The sequence below is a fragment of the Streptomyces sp. NPDC047130 genome (genome assembly GCF_040643475.1).
Lineage (GTDB): Bacteria > Actinomycetota > Actinomycetes > Streptomycetales > Streptomycetaceae > Streptomyces.
This window is the reverse complement of sequence record NZ_JBEYUK010000019.1, coordinates 37,018-53,420: the sequence shown is the minus strand read 5'-3', so window position 1 is coordinate 53,420 and position 16,403 is coordinate 37,018. Positions and strand designations below refer to the sequence as shown.

Here is a 16,403-nt window from a genome sequence, read left to right as displayed (position 1 = left end):
GCAGGCCAGGTCTCAGAGGAACCGGACCTGGCCTGCCCCGTCCGCACCTCCCGCACCGGTCCCGCACCGGTACTCGGCGGCCTGAACCGCGCAGACAGGCCGCCGACGGGTCAGGCCCGGCCCGCCCCCTCCGGCTGTCCGGGCCGCTCGGCGCGTTCCGGCCGTTCCGGTCGTTCCGTCAGCGGCACGTAGACCCGGTTGCCGCCCGCCGCGAACTCCTTCGACTTCTGGAGCATCCCCTCGGCGACCTCCTCCGCCGAGGCGGCCGCCCCGGCGTCACCACCGAACCGCTCGTTGATGTCCCGGCTGATCCGCATGGAGCAGAACTTCGGCCCGCACATGGAGCAGAAGTGCGCCGTCTTCGCCGGTTCGGCCGGCAAGGTCTCGTCGTGGAACGCCCGCGCCGTGTCCGGGTCCAGCGAGAGGTCGAACTGGTCCTCCCACCGGAACTCGAACCGCGCGTCGGAGAGCGCGTCGTCCCACTCCTGCGCGCCCGGATGCCCCTTGGCCAGGTCCGCGGCGTGCGCGGCGATCCGGTAGGTGATCACACCGGTCTTCACGTCGTCCCGGTCGGGCAGCCCCAGGTGTTCCTTGGGGGTGACGTAGCACAGCATCGCCGTACCCCACCAGGCGATCATCGCGGCGCCGATGCCGGAGGTGATGTGGTCGTACCCCGGAGCGATGTCCGTGGTCAGCGGGCCGAGCGTATAGAACGGAGCCTCATCGCAGACCTCCTGCTGCAGGTCGATGTTCTCCTTGATCTTGTGCATCGGGACGTGTCCCGGGCCCTCGATCATCGTCTGCACTCCACAACGCCTGGCGATACGGCCGAGTTCCCCCAGCGTGTGCAACTCGGCGAACTGCGCCTCGTCGTTGGCGTCGGCGATCGACCCGGGCCGCAGACCGTCGCCCAGCGAGTAGGTGACGTCGTAGGCGGCCAGGATCTCGCTCAGTTCCTCGAAGTTCTCGTAGAGGAAGCTCTCCTTGTGGTGCGCGAGACACCAGGCGGCCATGATCGACCCGCCCCGGGAGACGATGCCCGTCTTCCGCCCGGCCGTCAGCGGCACGTACGCCAGCCGCACACCGGCGTGCACGGTCATGTAGTCCACGCCCTGCTCCGCCTGCTCGATCACCGTGTCCCGGTAGATCTCCCAGGTGAGCTCCTCCGCCTTGCCGTCGACCTTCTCCAGCGCCTGGTAGAGCGGAACGGTACCGATGGGGACGGGGGAGTTGCGCAGCACCCACTCGCGGGTGGTGTGGATGTTCCGCCCGGTGGAGAGGTCCATGACCGTGTCGGCGCCCCAGCGGGTCGCCCAGGTCATCTTCTCCACCTCCTCCTCGATCGAGGAGGTCACCGCCGAGTTGCCGATGTTGGCGTTGACCTTCACCAGGAACCGCTTGCCGATGATCATCGGCTCGATCTCCGGATGGTTCACGTTGGCCGGCAGCACCGCCCGTCCCGCGGCGATCTCCTCGCGCACGACCTCCGGCGGGACGTCCTCCCGGATGGCCACGAACTCCATCTCGGGCGTGATCTCACCCCGTCGCGCGTAGGCGAGCTGGGTGACGGGGCCGCCGTCCCGGGCGCGGCGCGGTCGCCGAGGCTGGCCCGGGAAGACCGCGTCCAGGTTCCGCAGTCCGCCCCGCGGCGTGGTGTGGCGGATGCCGTCGTCCTCGGGGCGGACCGGACGGCCCGGATACTCCTCGGTGTCCCCGCGGGCGATGATCCAGTTCTGCCGCAGCGGCGGCAGGCCCCGGCGGACGTCGGTGTCCACCGCCGGATCGGTGTACGGGCCGGAGGTGTCGTACAGCGACACCGCGCGGCCGTTGGTGAGGTGGACCCGTCGTACCGGCACGCGGATGTCGGGGCGGGAACCCTCGACATGGCCCTTGTGCCAACGAGCAGGCGTGCGTGCTTCCTTGTCGGTCATGAGACCTACTCCCTACGCCGGCATTACCCGGTAACAGGTTCGGCGGTCGACGCAGCGGTCTCCGGCGCGATGTTTCCCGTGAAACATCGTCTGTGCGCCCTGTGAACCAGGGCGGAACGGAGGTCAGCGTCCTCTCAGCCCGGTGCTCCGAGCTCCCGCGTGTGCAAAGGTGACCCCACGCTAGCGTCCCGCCGGGCGCGGTGAACAGTAGGCCTCTGTCACTCTTGGGATGATCTGTCCGTGAGCACCATGCAACCGCCTCCCGAACCGCAGCGTCCCTCCTCCGACGCACACGTGCCTCACGGCCATGCGCAGCACGGCCCCCGCCCCGACCGCGGTCGCGGCCCCGGCCCGGCGCCCGAACCCGCCGCCCCCGGACACGGGCACGGGCACGGGCACAGTCACAGCCACAGCCACGCCCATGGACCGGCCGCACCGGCCTCCCGCCGGCTCCGGCGGATCATCGCCGCCGTCCTGGTGCCGTTCGCCGCCGCCGTGGTGGTGGGGCTGCTGGCCCTCTGGCCCGGCGGCGCCCCGGACCACGAGCGTTCCGGCGTGGGCTTCGACCGGCACACCGAGCAGGCCACCGTGACCCGCGTCGAGAAGACGACCTGCGGGCAGCAACAGGACCAGAAGCAGGAGTGCACGCTGGCCACGGTGCGCATCGACACCGGCAAGGACCAGGGCCGCACCTTCGTCGAGACGGTCCAGCGCGACCAGTCACGGCAGTTGGCGAAGGGCGACTCGGTGATCGTCGCCTACGAGCCGACGGCGCCCAAGGAACTGCAGTACTCCGTGATGGACATGGACCGCAAGTTGCCGCTGACACTGCTGGCGGGCATCTTCGCGGTGGCGGTCGTGGTCGTGGGCCGGCTGCGCGGCCTGATGGCGCTGATCGCGCTGGCGGTGAGCTTCCTGGTGCTCACCCTGTTCATCCTTCCGGCCATCCTGCAGGGATCGAATCCCCTGCTGGTGGCGGTGGTCGGCTCCAGCGCCATCATGCTGATCGCGCTCTACCTCTGCCACGGGCTGTCGGCCCGGACATCGGTGGCGGTCCTGGGCACCCTGGTGTCGCTGCTGCTGATCGGCGTCCTGGGCTCGGTGTTCATCGGCTGGGGCGACCTCACGGGCAACACCGACGACAACACGGGCCTGATCCACGGTCTCTACCCGCAACTCGACATGAGCGGTCTGCTCCTGGCCGGCATCATCATCGGTTCCCTCGGTGTCCTCGACGACGTCACCGTCACCCAGACCTCCGCGGTGTGGGAACTCCACGAGGCCAATCCCTCGCTCGGGCCGCGCGGGCTCTACCGGGCCGGTCTGCGCATCGGCCGGGACCACATCGCCTCGGTGGTCAACACCCTGGTCCTCGCCTACGCGGGTGCGGCGCTGCCCCTGCTGCTGCTCTTCTCCATCGCGCAGAGCAGCGTGGGTTCGGTGGCCAACAGCGAGCTGGTCGCCCAGGAGATCGTGCGCACCCTGGTCGGTTCCATCGGACTGGTGGCCTCGGTGCCGGTGACCACCGCGCTGGCCGCCCTGGTGGTCTCCGCCGACCGTCCCGGGCCGGGCGGCTCCGGCGCTCCCCGGCCGGCCGGCCGGGGAGTCGGGCGCTCGGCCGGGCAGGCCTCCGGCCGGAGCTCCGGCGGGCGGGGGACCCGGGGGCGTCGCCGCCGCCGCTGATCCTGCTGCTCCTGCTGATCACCGGGCGTCGTCCCGCGTCGGGTTCCGGCGCGGGCGCCCGCGGCCGGTGGGGCGGAGGAGGAGCCCCGGCGCCCTTCCGGCCGCCGGGCGGAAGCGTTCCTTCACAGGCAGCGACGCGGGCCACGGCGACGGGGTCAGCCGGCGCTCTGCTCCTCGGCCAGGATGCGGTCCAGCGCCTCGTCCAGGTGGGCGTCGAAATCGGCCAGCGCGCCCTCCTGGCCGAGCGGAACCAGCTTGTCCGTCCGGTCCAGGAAGGCCACCAGGGGGGCGGCTCCGGAGCGGAACAGCGCCTGGTCTCGGCCCACCTGCAGCCGGATCAGCACCTCGCCCAGCATGTCGGGGTCGGCGGGCGACACCCGGACGTCACCGTCCCCGCAGGGCCGCCCCACCCCGTCGATCAGCAGCTCGCGACCGAAGGCCCAGGTCACCGGTGCGTCACCAGGAAGGTGAAAGGTCAGCCGCACGGCGAACGGATCAGAGGTCTCGTAGCGCAGCTCGACCGGAATGCGGAACGAGAGCTCGTCCGAGACGAGAAAGTTCATCATGACCTCTGCCTGCACCGACTCGCGCATCGCCTACCCCGTCTTTTGTCCTCGGGTTGTCCGGGACTCATCCTGCTGACCCTGCGCGCCATCTTGCTGAACGTACACGGCGAATCACAAGGAGTGATTTTTCAGATACTGAAAGACAGGGCCAGGACGCCGGGCTCACGCCCGATCTCGGCCTGCAGCCGACGGGCCGCGGGAAGCAGGTGATCGGCCTGCTGGACGGGCAGCGAGACCGCCACCGTGGCGACGAGCGTGCCGATCCGGATGGGGATCGCGGCGCACACCGTGCCCAGCGCGTACTCCTGACGCTCGATCACTGGCTCCCCATGGCGACCGGCCGCCAAACGCCGCAGCAGGACCGGCTCGTCCTCGACGGTGTACCGCGTGAGCGGCTGCACCGGGTGGCGGGCCAGATGGTCCCGCCGGGCGTCCTCGTCGAGCTGCGACAGGAGACACTGCCCGATGGCGTGCGCGTGCCCGGTGGCCCGGAAGTCGGCCCACTCCTCGACGGCGGGGGCCTCGGGGGAGTCCGCGACACCGAGCACCTCGATCTCGCCGTCGTGGTACCGGGCGCAGTACAGCGGCGCGCCGATGGCGTCGTGCCAGTGCGCCATCGCGTCGGCGACGACGCGACGTTTCTGCCGGGCCAGCCTGCGGCCCAGCCGTTCGGAGGCGTCCCCGAGGTGGAAGAGCCCGCTGTCGCGCCGCAGGTAGCCCTCGTGGACCAGGGTGCGCAGCAGGTGGTACGTCGTCGGCAGCGCCAGTCCCGTCTGCCGGGCGAGCTGCTTGGCTGGCGCGCCGCTCTCGTGCTCGGCCACGGTTTCCAGCAGCCGCATGGCCCGCTGGACGGAACCGATCAGCGTCGCCGGCCGGCCCTGCGCCGCTCCGCCCGTGGACCCGCCCCTTCTGCCTCTCGCGGAGCGCTCCTCGGCGGGGGCGGCGGCGTGGCCCGCCTGGGTGGGCTGGACGGGCACGGAGGGGGCGCGTCGTGCGGCGGACGCGGTGTCGGCCGTGGCCAAGGGTCACTCCCGGAGCGCGAGGGGGCTGCCCGTGCCGGGGAAACACGGGGGCTGTGCAGGCCGCCCGCGGGGGCTCGGACTCCCCCGCGACGAGTTCCGGACTCTAACGGTCCGTCACCTGCGGGATACACCCCGCGGACCACACTTCCCCCTCACGAGGGATCCACCCCTTGCGCTCCCGGCTACCACTTCTCGTCGGACGACGAGGACGAGGAGCCCTTGAACTTCCGCACCACGAAGATCAGGCCGCCCACCAGCGCGACGAAGAGCAGCACCTTGAACAGCAGCCCCACGAGGAAGCCCAGCACGCTCGCTATCAGGCCTCCGAAGACCACCAGGGCGATCACCGGGATCGCGACCCACTTCACCCACCACGGCACGTCCGCGAGGATCTCACGCATCGCCCAGCCCCTTCTCCCTGCACGTCTTCCGGTACGCCTTCGATGCTAGGCGTGGACGGGGCCCGGCAGGGGCCCCGGGCACCCTCGTTCGTCCCTGATCGCTCCCCTAGGGGTCGGCGGGTCAGCCCTCCGGGGGCGAGAAGACCACCATGACCCGCAGGTCCTCGCTGATGTGGTGGAACTTGTGGGGCACCCCGGCCGGCACGTAGACCACGCTGCCCCGCGCCACCTCCGTGGTCTCGGTCCCCACCGTCAACCAGCCGCGTCCGCTCACCACGAAGTACACCTCGTCCTGATGGTGCGGCTGCTGCGGGTCCTGCGCGCCGGCGTCCAGGGCGTAGAGCCCCACCGACATGTTCCGCTCGCGCAGGAACTGCAGGTACGCGCCGTCGTTGGCGGCCCGCTCCGCCTCCAGTTCGTCCAGCCGGAATGCCTTCATAGCCCCGCTCGCCCCTTGAGGTCGGCACCGAAATCGATCTCGTCTGCCACGATCAGACCCATGATGAACTTCTTGGTCAAGACGCTCGCCAACGCCGGCGCACTGGCGGTCGCCGTCTGGCTGATCGACAAGATCAGTCTCGAGGGCGGCAGCACCGGCAAGAAGGCCGGCACCCTGATCCTGGTGGCGCTGATCTTCGGTCTCGTCAACCTGCTGGTGAAGCCGGTCGTGCAGTTGCTCACACTGCCGCTCTTCATCCTCACCCTCGGCCTGATCACCCTGGTCGTCAACGCCCTGATGCTGATGCTCACCTCCTGGATCGCCGGGAAGCTGGACCTGAGCTTCCACGTCGACGGCTTCTGGACCGCGGTCCTCGGTGGCCTCGTCATCGCGGTGGTCTCCTGGGCCCTCAACCTGGTGCTGCCCGACAAGGACTGACTCCGCCCGCCCTTCCCCGCCACCCGTCCGCCCTTCCGCGCCACCCGTCCGCCCGCCGGCCCGGCCGCCCTGAGACAGTGGGGGCCGGTGGGCCCGGCAGGCCGCACCGGACGTGAGCAGCAGGAAGGACGGGCCGCATGAACAACGACTCCCCGGCGAACGCGGCGGGCGACGCCGACGGCACGGGGGCCACCCCTGCCGAGAAGGGCGACGGTACGCGCGCGGTGCGTGCCGGTCTGCCGGAACCCCTCAAGCACGAGCCGACCCTCCCGGGCCCCGTCTTCGCCGCCCACTTCCACCTTCCGGGCGAGCCCACCGGCCCGTACACCTACGGCCGCGACGAGAACCCGACCTGGACGCTGCTGGAGAACGCCATCGGCGAACTCGAGGCGCCCGGCCGGAACGACATCGAGACGCTGGTCTTCCCCTCCGGCATGGGCGCGATCTCCGCGGTCCTGTTCTCCCAGCTGAGGACCGGTGACGCCGTCGTCCTGCCCAGCGACGGCTACCAGGTCTTCCCCCTGGTGCGCGCCCAGCTGGAGGCCTTCGGCGTGGAGGTGCGCACCGCGCCCACCGGCGGGGACGCGCAGCTGGAGGTGCTCGACGGCGCCAGGCTGCTGTGGATCGAGACGCCCTCCAACCCCGGCCTGGACGTCTGCGACGTACGCCGGCTCGCGGAGGAGGCGCACGCCCGGGGGATCGCGGTCGCCGTGGACAACACCCTGGCCACCCCGCTCGGCCAGCGGCCGCTGGAGCTGGGCGCGGACTTCTCGGTGGCCAGCGGCACCAAGCAGCTCACCGGCCACGGAGACGTGCTCCTCGGCTATGTGACGGGCGCGCGCGGCGAGGCGATGGACGCGGTCCGGCGCTGGCGGAAGATCGTCGGCGTGATCCCCGGCCCGATGGAGGCCTGGCTGGCCCACCGCTCCCTCTCCACCCTGCACCTGCGGGTGGACCGGCAGGCGGCCACCGCCCTCACCCTGGCCCGGACCCTCAAGGAGCGGCCCGAAGTGGCCGACCTGCGCTACCCGGGGCTCCCCGACGACCCGTCGCACGCCGTGGCCGCGCGCCAGATGCGCCGTTTCGGCTGCGTCGTCTCCTTCACCCTCCCCGACCGCGAGCACGCGGAGCGGTTCCTGGGATCGCTGCGGCTGGTCGACGAGGCGACCAGCTTCGGCGGGGTGCGGTCCAGCGCCGAGCGGCGCGGCCGCTGGGGCGGTGACGCGGTGCCGGCGGGCTTCATCCGTCTCTCGGTGGGCGCCGAGGACCCGGAGGACCTGGTGGCGGACGTCCTGCGCGCCCTGGACGAGGCCGCCCGGCCGGCGGTCTCCGGCGGCTGATCCCGTGACGACGCGGACGCCCGGTCCGAGCCTCCCCCCTCGTGGCTCGGACCGGGCCGCCTGCGCGCCGTGCGACCGTGGCGTCGCACCGCGCCACCAAGGCTAGTTGACTCTGTGTCAGTGTCCAATCACTGTAGCGACAGAGACCTATCGACATATTTATCGTTGTACGCGGCCGACGGGCCGTCAGGGGCGGACCCGCACCGCCCCGGCAAGCCGAGGGGGCGCCCATGGACCTGGCCTTGCTCCGCACCTTCGTGGCGGTGTACCGGGCCGGATCCTTCACGCGCGCCGCCGCACTGCTCGGCCTCTCCCAGCCGGCCGTGACCTCCCAGATCCGCACCCTGGAACGGCAGCTCGGCCGTCCGCTCTTCCTGAGACAGGCCCGTGGCGTCGTCCCCACCACGGTCGGCGACGAACTGGCCCACAAGGCCGCGCCCCACCTCGACGCGCTGGTGGAGATCGCCGAGACCGGCCTCGAGTCCGGTGGCCCCAGCACCCTCCACCTCTCGGGGCCGCCGGAGTTCCTGGCGGAGCGCGCCCTTCCCGCCCTCGCCGCCCTGGCCGCCGAGAAGGGCCGGCCCCTCTCCCTGCGCGCCTCCTTCGGCAACGACCAGGAGAACCTCGACGGCCTGGCCGCGGGTCACTGCGACCTGGCCGTCGCGACGGCCCGCCCGCGCGGCACGCTGCTGAGCTCCACCCCGCTCTGCGACGAGGAGCACGTACTGGTCGCCTCCCCCGCCGTGGCGGCCTCGGCAGGGCTGCCGGTCGGCGTTCCCACGACCGATCCCACCGGTCCCACCGGCCTCCTGGGCGCACCGGACCCCCTGGAGGAACTGCGGGCCCGGCTGGATCCGCTGCCCGTGCTCGAGGTGCACGAGTCGCTCCCCTTCGTGTCCCGGTACTGGTCCTCCGTCTTCGGCGCCCGGCCCACCGTGGCCTCCGGCGCGGTGGTGGTCCCGGACCTGCGGGCCGTGCTCACCTGCGCCCTCCACGGCGCCGGGATCGCCGTGCTGCCCCGCTACCTCTGCGCCACCGCACGGGAACAGGGCTCGCTGGTGGCCCTGTACGAGCCCGATGTGCCCCCGCTGCGGACCTACTTCCTGGTGGTGCGCGCCGGCACCCTCGCCCTCCCGCACATCGGCCGCGCCCACGAACGGCTCCAACGGGCCGCGGCCGCCTGGGCCTGACCCGCGCGGGGCACGGTGAACGGCCGGGGCCGATGTTTCACGTGGAACATCACGGGCCAGATTCCCCCCATGACCGTCCGCCCCGTGGTCAAGCGCACTGCCCGCGCCGTCCTCCTGGACGGCGACGACCTGATCCTGATCAAGCGCACCAAGCCCGGTGTCGATCCCTACTGGGTCACCCCCGGCGGCGGTGTGGAGCCCGAGGACGCCACCGTCGTGGACGCTCTCCACCGCGAGGTGCACGAAGAGCTGGGCGCCAAGATCACCGGCGTCATCCCCTGCTTCGTGGACACCGTGGAGCACATCGGCCCGGACGAGGCCTCGACCGGTGTGAAGGTGCAGCACTTCTTCGTCTGCCGGCTGGAGTCCATGGACCCCGCGCTGCGGCACGGCCCCGAGGTCGAGGAGCCGGCGGGTGAGTACGAGATCGTCCGGGTGCCGTTCACCCGGGTCGGGATCGCCGGCGTCCATCTGGTGCCGCTCTCCCTGCGGCACTACCTGGACGGCAACATCGAGGGCGTCCGCACGCTGCACGCCTCGGACCTCGTCTGACCGTCCCCGGTCCGACCGTCCCTCGTCCGACCGCGTGGCGGGCGGCGCCGGGCCCTAGGGTGCCCCCATGGACGATCTTCTGATACGCCGGGCCACCGCCCAGGACGTGCCCGCCCTCGTCGCGATGTACGCCGACGACCCCCTGGGCGCAGGCCGTGAGACGCCGGACGACCTGGCCCCCTACCTGGAGGCCTACCGGCGGCTGGCGGGGGACCCGAACCAGTACCTGATGGTGGCCGATCGGTCCGGGAAGGTCGTCGGCACGCTGCAGCTGACCGTGATCCCGGGCCTGTCCCGCCGTGGCACCACCCGCTCGGTCATCGAGGGCGTCCGGGTCCATTCCGACGAGCGGGGCGGCGGCCTCGGCTCACGTCTCGTCCGGTGGGCCGTCGAGGAGTCCGGGCGGCAGGGCTGCGGGCTGGTGCAGCTGACCTCCGACGCCACCCGGACCGACGCCCGCCGGTTCTACGAGCGCCTCGGCTTCACCGCCTCGCACATCGGCTTCAAGCTCCAGCTCTGAACCCGGCCCCGGATCACGTGCCCTGCCGCAGCCCCCGCCAGCCGCCCTCGTCGACGCCGCCCGGCACGGGCGCGGCAGGGTCGTAGGGGGTGCGGGTGAAGAAGAAGGACCCGAGGTCGAGGTGGCTCACCGTGCCGTCCGGGCGGCGGACGGCACGCAGGGTCTCCCCGGCGTAGTAGCCCTCCAGGCCGGTCCAGGCGCCGTCGCCCGCGGCACGGAAGCGGGACCGGCGGCCGGAGGCGCCCACCGGGTCCAGGGAAACACCACCGTCGGGGAGCAGGCGCAGCAGGTAGGCCTGGGTGCCCCAGTACCAGGGCCCGGTCAACGCCAGAACCTCCTGGTCGACCTCCGGAAGAGGACGCCACGGCTCGGGGATGCGCGGCTCGGCCTCCGCCACGATGCGCACCAGGTCCGGCCCCACGCTCCAGAAGGGCGCGCTCGAGGTGCAGTTGGCCAGGACCACCGCGGCCACGTCGTCCTCCACGCCGACGGAGAGGTTGGCGAGGAAACCGGGGACCGATCCGGAGTGGCCGACCAGGCGCCGCGGACCCCAGTGCTGGATCTGCAGCCCCAGCCCGTAGCCCGACCCGGCCGCCAGGTCGCCGGGCTCCGGGGGCGCCGCCGGAGCCCGCATCTCGGCGACGGAGTCCGCGCTCAGCACCCGGTCGTCGCCGCGCATCAGGAAGACGGCGAAACGGGCCAGGTCGGCCGTGGTGGACCACAGCTGCCCGGCGGGCGCCATCCGGCCCAGCTCCTCCACCTGCTCGGGCAGCAGCACGTCGGCCCACGGGTGCACGGCCCAGCCACCCGCGGCCGGGGCGACCGGGTCCGTGCCAGTGCGGTGCAGTCCGAGCGGCTCCAGAACCTCCCGGCGCAGCACCTGGTCCCACGGCTCCCGGCGCAGTTCCTCGACCAGCGCGCCGAGCAGCGCGAAGCCGGGGTTGGAGTAGTGGAACCGGCGTCCGCCCGGGTGCAGCACGGGATTCTCCCCCAGGACGTCGGCGAGCTCGGGCCGCAGCGCTCCCGGCGTCCGCTCCCACCACGGCCCGGGCGTCTCGGCCGCCAGCCCCGCGCTGTGGGCCAGCAGTTGGGCGATGGTGGCCTGCCCCGCCGGGGTCCCGGGCAGGTGCTTGTCCAGGGGGTCCTCGAGGGAGAGCCGGCCCTCGTCCCGCAGCCGCAGCACCAGGACGGCGACGAAGGTCTTGGTGATCGAACCGATCCGGTACTGGACGTCGCCGTCGGGCGCGTGCCCGTCCACCGAGGTGCGCGATCCGCTCCAGACGAGCTCTCCGCCCCGGACGACCGCCGCGGCGAGCGAGGGTGCCCGGCCGTCGGCCTGGGCGACCGCGATCCGGTGCAGCAGCGCCCGCCGGGTGGCGGGGAGGAGGGCGTTCTCTTCCTGCTCTTCCTGAGGTGTCGTCATGGGGTCAGTGCACCATCCCCGGTCCGACCGGGGCGAACCGGATTCCGGGGCCGCGCGGAAATTCGTTTGACCGGGCCAGTACCGCGGACTGCACTGGGGCGGGGCGCCACGGAGTCGTGGCACCGTGAGCCGGGGAGGCAGCACCAGCGATGGAGATCCGTTCCACGACCGACCAGGACTTCGAGGTCTTCCTCGACACGCTCCACTGCGCGTTCGGGAGCTTCCGGGACACCCCGCCCGAGGGCAGCGAGGGCTGGTGGGCCGGGTACGAGATGGACCGTGGCCTGTTCGCGCTGGCGGACGACGGGCGGCCGATCGGCACCGCCGGGGCCTACTCCTTCGAGCTCACGCTGCCCGGGGGCGCCGTGGTACCCGCGGCGGGGGTGACCGCGGTCGGTGTCCTGCCCACCCACCGGCGCCAGGGCGTCCTCAGCGCCCTGATGCGGCGCCAGCTCCAGGACGTCCGCGAGCGCGGCGAGACGCTCTCGGTGCTGCTGGCGTCCGAGGCCCTGATCTACCGCCGGTTCGGCTACGGGCCGGCGACCTACACACAGCGCCTGACCGTCCAGCGCCGCCGGGACGACTTCGCCCCCGTCCGGGCACGCGGCGCGGCCGAGGCGGCCGCGAGCGGCTCCGTCGAGGTGCTGCGCCGTTCGGAGTGCACCGACCTCCTCGAGGAGATCTACGACCGGTACCGCCGCGTCCAGCCCGGCGCGCTGTCCCGGCAGCACCACGTGTGGAGCCGGGGCGCGGGACACCCGCCGATCTCCACCGAACCGCGCTACATCGCCGTCCACCGGGACGCCGACGGCGTCCCGGACGGGTACGCCAGCTATGTGCGCGACAGGGACAGCACGCTGACGGTGGACGAGACCATCGCCGTCGACGACACGGTCTTCACGGCCCTGGCCCGCTTCCTCCTCGGCCACGACCTGGTCAAGCAGGTCGTCTTCAAGCACTTCCCGCCGGAACATCCGCTGCGGTGGCAGCTCGCCGACTTCCGAGCCGGTGAGGTGAGCGACAGCACGGACTGGCTCTGGGTCCGTCTGCTGGACGTCCCCCGCGCCCTGGCCAGCAGGGGCTGGTTCTCCGACGGCGAGCTGGTGCTGGACGTCGACGACCCGTTCCTCGGTGAGCGGAACCGGTACCTGCTGACCGTCCGGGACGGCAAGGCCGAGTGCGTGCCGACGGAACGGGAGCCCGACCTGACCCTGGACGTGAGCGATCTCGGTTCGGTGTACCTCGGTGGCACCGCCCCGAGCACGCTGGTGCGCGCCGGGCACGTCCAGGCGCACCGGCCGGACGCCGCGGCCCTCGCCGACGCCCTCTTCCGCGCCGAACGTCCGGCGCACTGCCTGCACTTCTTCTAGGCCCGACGACGGCTACCAGGGTTACCGGGGCTCCGTCGCGGCGACCGGGGCTCCCTCGGGGCGGCCTGGGCTCCGTCGCGGCGACCGGGGCAGCGGGCCGGCCTGGCGGGGCCGGCCCGCGGTCAGCTCTGGGCCATGTCCACGAAGCGCGAGTAGTGACCCTGGAACGCCACGGTGATGGTGGCCGTCGGGCCGTTACGGTGCTTGGCGACGATCAGGTCAGCCTCACCCGCGCGCGGGGACTCCTTCTCGTAGGCGTCCTCGCGGTGCAGCAGGATCACCATGTCGGCGTCCTGCTCGATGGAGCCGGACTCACGCAGGTCGGAGACCATCGGCTTCTTGTCGGTCCGCTGCTCGGGGCCTCGGTTCAGCTGGGAGAGCGCGATCACCGGGATCTCCAGCTCCTTGGCCAGCAGCTTGAGGTTCCGGGACATGTCCGAGACCTCCTGCTGGCGGTTCTCGGCGCGCTTGGAGCCGCCGGACTGCATGAGCTGGAGGTAGTCGATGACGACCAGCTTGATGTCGTTGCGCTGCTTGAGCCGACGGCACTTGGCCCGGATCTCCATCATCGACAGGTTCGGCGAGTCGTCGATGTAGAGCGGCGCCGCCGAGACGTCCGGCATCCGGCGCGCGAGCCGGGTCCAGTCGTCGTCCGTCATGGTGCCGGAGCGCATGTGGTGCAGCGCCACCCGGGCCTCGGCGGAGAGCAGGCGCATGGCGATCTCGTTGCGGCCCATCTCCAAGGAGAAGATCACGCTGGGCAGCTGGTGCTTGATCGACGCCGCCCGCGCGAAGTCCAGCGCCAGGGTCGACTTACCCATGGCAGGACGGGCCGCGATGACGATCATCTGGCCCGGGTGGAGGCCGTTGGTCAGCGCGTCGAAGTCGGTGAAACCGGTGGGGACGCCGGTCATCTCGCCGCTGCGGGAGCCGATGGCCTCGATCTCGTCGAGGGCGCCCTCCATGATGTCGCCGAGCGGCAGGTAGTCCTCGCTGGTGCGCTGCTCGGTGACGGCGTAGATCTCGGCCTGGGCGCGGTTGACGATCTCGTCGACGTCGTCGTCCGCCGCGTACCCCATCTGGGTGATCCGGGTGCCGGCCTCCACCAGACGCCGCAGCACGGCCCGTTCGTGGACGATCTCGGCGTAGTACTCCGCGTTGGCCGCGGTGGGGACCGTCTGGACCAGGGTGTGCAGGTAGGCGGCGCCGCCCACCTTGTTGATCTCGCCGCGCTTGGTGAGCTCCGCGGCGATGGTGATCGGGTCGGCCGGCTCGCCCTTGGCGTAGACGTCGAGGATCGCCTGGTAGATCAGTTCGTGCGCGGGCTTGTAGAAGTCGTGGCCCTTGAGCACCTCGACCACGTCGGCGATGGCGTCCTTGGAGAGGAGCATGCCGCCGAGCACGGACTGTTCGGCGTCGAGGTCCTGGGGCGGGACGCGTTCGAAGGGGGAGACCTCCTGGTCGCCCCACCTGCCGTCCCCCGAGCGGTCGCCCCGGCCGCCGGAGCGGCCCGGGCCCATGTCCTCACGGCGGCGCGACGCGGGGAGACGATCACTGGGACCGCTCTCGGCCCAGGGGTCGTCCAAGGGCTCGGAAATGCTCACCGAGCGACCCTCCTCCCGTCCGCCGCGCGGACCTCGCCGTGCCTCTCCGTTCTACGGCACAGCTCTGACAGATCGAGCTTCCCGCACCCCTCCGACGCTCCGCTTCCGCGGTGGATTTCCGCACGGTGGAGGGGGCGAGCACCGCACCACGCTAAGCCCGTCGGCACCTGCAGCCAATCTGGTTATCCACAGGCCATGTGGAAGACCGCCCGTATGCTGTGGACAACCCCCGGAATCCTGTGCACGAGTCGGTGGACAGGGCTGTGAACAAGCCCGCAGCCGTCCCACCGTTCCCTCTCTGACCTGCGTCGATGCGCTCACCAGGCTGTGCAGAAGAAAAAAATCGGCCGCCCGGCCAAGAACTACCGGAACGCTGTGCGAGAACACACGCCGAACCGCCGAAAGTAAGAGCCCAATCGGCATTGCACCTCTTACCTGTGGAAGATTAGATTGGTGCTTATGACACAGGCTTCCGCGACCGGCCGGGCAGGCCGCCGCCGACACGACCGCGAGATCATCGCGCTGGCCGTCCCGGCCTTCGGCGCCTTGGTCGCCGAGCCCCTGTTCATCCTCGCGGACAGTGCCATCGTCGGACATCTGGGCACCGCTCAGCTGGCCGGGCTCGGGGTGGCCTCGGCCCTCCTCACCACCGCGGTCAGCGTCTTCGTCTTCCTCGCCTATGCGACCACCGCCGCGGTGGCCCGGCGGGTCGGTGCCGGTGAACTCGGTGCCGCGATCCGCCAGGGCATGGACGGCATCTGGCTGGCGCTCCTCCTGGGAAGTGCCGTCATCGCCGTGGTACTGCCCACCGCCCCCGCCTTGATCGACCTGTTCGGGGCCTCCGAGACCGCGGCTCCCTACGCGGTCACCTACCTGCGTATCTCCTCGCTCGGCATCCCCGCGATGCTGATCGTTCTGGCGGCGACCGGAGTGCTCCGAGGACTGCAGGACACCAAGACGCCCCTCCGCGTAGCCGTCGCCGGCTTCGTCGCCAACGGGGTCCTCAATGTGCTGCTGGTCTACGGGTTCGGCTGGGGGATCGCGGGGTCCGCCTGGGGAACGGTCATCGCCCAGTGCGGCATGGCGGCCGTCTATCTGGTGGTGGTCGTCCGCGGTGCCCGGAGGCACGGCTCCTCACTGCGTCCCGACGCTGCCGGGATTCGGGCGTCCGCCCAGGCCGGTGTCCCGCTTCTGGTCCGCACCCTCTCCCTGCGGGCGATCCTGATGATCGCCACTGCCGTCGCCGCCCGCCTGGGCGATGCGGACGTGGCCGCCCACCAGATCGTGCTCTCGCTCTGGAGTCTGCTGGCCTTCGCCCTGGACGCCATCGCCATCGCCGGCCAGGCGATCATCGGACGGTACCTGGGAGCCGGCGACGCCAAGGGGGCGCGGGAAGCCTGCCGCCGCATGGTGGAGTGGGGGATTGCCGTCGGTATGGCCCTCGGTCTCCTGGTGGTGCTGGCTCGGCCGCTGCTCCTGCCGCTCTTCACCGGTGACGCGACGGTGAAGGACGCCGCGTTCCCTGCGCTGATCGTCATCGCGCTGACGCAACCGCTCTGTGGAGTTGTCTTCGTGCTCGACGGTGTCCTGATGGGCGCCGGAGACGGCCCCTACCTGGCGTGGGCGATGCTGGTCACGCTGGCCGTCTTCGCACCGGTTGCACTGCTGGTCCCCATGGCGGGCGGCGGCCTCACGGCCCTCTGGGGTGCGATGACCCTGATGATGGCGGTGCGGTTGGTGACGCTGTGGTGGCGGGCCCGGTCCGGACGGTGGATCGTCACCGGCGCCACCCGCTGAGCCGAGCTGGCGCGCGTTTCACGTGAACATCCCGTTCTCCGCGGTTCTCCGCAGTTCACCGCGATTCTCTGCGGGAAGGTCGTTTCACGTGAAACATGCCGCCGGCGAGCAGCAAGAAGGGCCGCAC

Annotated in this window: 14 protein-coding genes, 1 pseudogene and 1 riboswitch; of the genes and pseudogenes, 8 read left to right on the top strand and 7 right to left on the bottom strand. The window is 71.6% G+C overall.

Features of this window, described 5'->3' with window-relative positions:
* Nucleotides 1-173: 173 nt before the first annotated feature.
* Nucleotides 174-1,931 (bottom strand): annotated as a pseudogene (gene thiC / locus ABZ836_RS21825) (phosphomethylpyrimidine synthase ThiC); the annotation flags it as partial.
* Nucleotides 1,924-2,100, bottom strand: a riboswitch (TPP riboswitch). It overlaps the preceding pseudogene by 8 nt.
* Before the next feature lie 71 nt (nt 2,101-2,171).
* On the opposite strand from thiC, the gene ABZ836_RS21820 reads away from it, so the two are divergent.
* A complete protein-coding gene (locus ABZ836_RS21820) occupies nt 2,172-3,614 on the top strand; it encodes a YibE/F family protein (protein ID WP_361144543.1) in 1,443 nt (480 codons plus the stop codon).
* Between the two features lie 155 nt (nt 3,615-3,769).
* On the opposite strand, the gene ABZ836_RS21815 is transcribed toward ABZ836_RS21820, so the two are convergent.
* The 4 genes from ABZ836_RS21815 to ABZ836_RS21800 all read right to left on the bottom strand — a co-directional run bounded on the left by ABZ836_RS21815 (nt 3,770) and on the right by ABZ836_RS21800 (nt 6,042).
* Nucleotides 3,770-4,207: an SsgA family sporulation/cell division regulator gene (locus tag ABZ836_RS21815; RefSeq protein WP_108956397.1), complete on the bottom strand. Its 438-nt coding sequence runs from the start codon at nt 4,205-4,207 to the stop codon at nt 3,770-3,772.
* A gap of 101 nt (nt 4,208-4,308) precedes the next feature.
* Nucleotides 4,309-5,043: a helix-turn-helix domain-containing protein gene (locus tag ABZ836_RS21810; protein WP_356132641.1), complete on the bottom strand. Its 735-nt coding sequence runs from the start codon at nt 5,041-5,043 to the stop codon at nt 4,309-4,311.
* 341 nt (nt 5,044-5,384) lie between these two features.
* A complete protein-coding gene (locus ABZ836_RS21805; protein ID WP_356132548.1) occupies nt 5,385-5,603 on the bottom strand; it encodes a DUF5326 family protein in 219 nt (72 codons plus the stop codon).
* A 121-nt stretch (nt 5,604-5,724) separates the two neighbouring features.
* Entirely contained in the window at nt 5,725-6,042 is a 318-nt protein-coding gene (locus ABZ836_RS21800; RefSeq protein ID WP_356132550.1) for a cupin domain-containing protein, read from the bottom strand.
* Nucleotides 6,043-6,102: 60 nt separating this feature from the next.
* On the opposite strand from ABZ836_RS21800, the gene ABZ836_RS21795 reads away from it, so the two are divergent.
* From ABZ836_RS21795 to ABZ836_RS21775, 5 genes are all read left to right on the top strand, one after another.
* A complete protein-coding gene (locus ABZ836_RS21795; RefSeq protein ID WP_356132552.1) occupies nt 6,103-6,480 on the top strand; it encodes a phage holin family protein in 378 nt (125 codons plus the stop codon).
* A 137-nt stretch (nt 6,481-6,617) separates the two neighbouring features.
* On the top strand, nt 6,618-7,820 hold the full coding sequence (locus ABZ836_RS21790) for a cystathionine gamma-lyase (protein ID WP_356132554.1): 1,203 nt from the start codon (nt 6,618-6,620) through the stop codon (nt 7,818-7,820).
* A 230-nt stretch (nt 7,821-8,050) separates the two neighbouring features.
* Nucleotides 8,051-9,010: a LysR family transcriptional regulator gene (locus ABZ836_RS21785; RefSeq protein WP_361144538.1), complete on the top strand. Its 960-nt coding sequence runs from the start codon at nt 8,051-8,053 to the stop codon at nt 9,008-9,010.
* A 69-nt stretch (nt 9,011-9,079) separates the two neighbouring features.
* On the top strand, nt 9,080-9,562 hold the full coding sequence (locus tag ABZ836_RS21780) for an NUDIX hydrolase (RefSeq protein ID WP_361144535.1): 483 nt from the start codon (nt 9,080-9,082) through the stop codon (nt 9,560-9,562).
* 67 nt (nt 9,563-9,629) lie between these two features.
* A complete protein-coding gene (locus ABZ836_RS21775) occupies nt 9,630-10,082 on the top strand; it encodes a GNAT family N-acetyltransferase (RefSeq protein WP_361144532.1) in 453 nt (150 codons plus the stop codon).
* A 13-nt stretch (nt 10,083-10,095) separates the two neighbouring features.
* Here the strand turns inward: ABZ836_RS21775 and ABZ836_RS21770 are convergent, their stop codons facing one another.
* Nucleotides 10,096-11,505 (bottom strand): serine hydrolase domain-containing protein, encoded by a 1,410-nt coding sequence (locus tag ABZ836_RS21770; protein ID WP_361144529.1) that lies wholly within the window; start codon nt 11,503-11,505, stop codon nt 10,096-10,098.
* Between the two features lie 149 nt (nt 11,506-11,654).
* Here ABZ836_RS21770 and ABZ836_RS21765 point away from each other — a divergent pair, with 149 nt between their 5' ends.
* Nucleotides 11,655-12,875: a GNAT family N-acetyltransferase gene (locus ABZ836_RS21765; RefSeq protein WP_361144526.1), complete on the top strand. Its 1,221-nt coding sequence runs from the start codon at nt 11,655-11,657 to the stop codon at nt 12,873-12,875.
* A 122-nt stretch (nt 12,876-12,997) separates the two neighbouring features.
* Here ABZ836_RS21765 and dnaB read toward each other — a convergent pair whose 3' ends face one another.
* A complete protein-coding gene (dnaB, locus tag ABZ836_RS21760; protein ID WP_356132566.1) occupies nt 12,998-14,479 on the bottom strand; it encodes a replicative DNA helicase in 1,482 nt (493 codons plus the stop codon).
* A 459-nt stretch (nt 14,480-14,938) separates the two neighbouring features.
* Between dnaB and ABZ836_RS21755 the strand changes: the two genes are divergently transcribed.
* A complete protein-coding gene (locus ABZ836_RS21755; protein ID WP_361144522.1) occupies nt 14,939-16,276 on the top strand; it encodes an MATE family efflux transporter in 1,338 nt (445 codons plus the stop codon).
* Nucleotides 16,277-16,403: the final 127 nt, after the last annotated feature.

What these genes read in the sequence shown, in the direction of transcription:
- ABZ836_RS21805 (WP_356132548.1), bottom strand. Translation starts at nt 5,603, where the DNA reads ATGCGTGAGATCCTCGCGGACGTGCCGTGGTGGGTGAAGTGGGTCGCG.
- ABZ836_RS21755 (WP_361144522.1), top strand. Translation starts at nt 14,939, where the DNA reads ATGACACAGGCTTCCGCGACCGGCCGGGCAGGCCGCCGCCGACACGAC.
- ABZ836_RS21770 (WP_361144529.1), bottom strand. Translation starts at nt 11,505, where the DNA reads ATGACGACACCTCAGGAAGAGCAGGAAGAGAACGCCCTCCTCCCCGCC.
- ABZ836_RS21800 (WP_356132550.1), bottom strand. Translation starts at nt 6,042, where the DNA reads ATGAAGGCATTCCGGCTGGACGAACTGGAGGCGGAGCGGGCCGCCAAC.
- ABZ836_RS21765 (WP_361144526.1), top strand. Translation starts at nt 11,655, where the DNA reads ATGGAGATCCGTTCCACGACCGACCAGGACTTCGAGGTCTTCCTCGAC.
- ABZ836_RS21785 (WP_361144538.1), top strand. Translation starts at nt 8,051, where the DNA reads ATGGACCTGGCCTTGCTCCGCACCTTCGTGGCGGTGTACCGGGCCGGA.
- ABZ836_RS21775 (WP_361144532.1), top strand. Translation starts at nt 9,630, where the DNA reads ATGGACGATCTTCTGATACGCCGGGCCACCGCCCAGGACGTGCCCGCC.
- ABZ836_RS21790 (WP_356132554.1), top strand. Translation starts at nt 6,618, where the DNA reads ATGAACAACGACTCCCCGGCGAACGCGGCGGGCGACGCCGACGGCACG.
- ABZ836_RS21815 (WP_108956397.1), bottom strand. Translation starts at nt 4,207, where the DNA reads ATGCGCGAGTCGGTGCAGGCAGAGGTCATGATGAACTTTCTCGTCTCG.
- ABZ836_RS21780 (WP_361144535.1), top strand. Translation starts at nt 9,080, where the DNA reads ATGACCGTCCGCCCCGTGGTCAAGCGCACTGCCCGCGCCGTCCTCCTG.
- ABZ836_RS21795 (WP_356132552.1), top strand. Translation starts at nt 6,103, where the DNA reads ATGATGAACTTCTTGGTCAAGACGCTCGCCAACGCCGGCGCACTGGCG.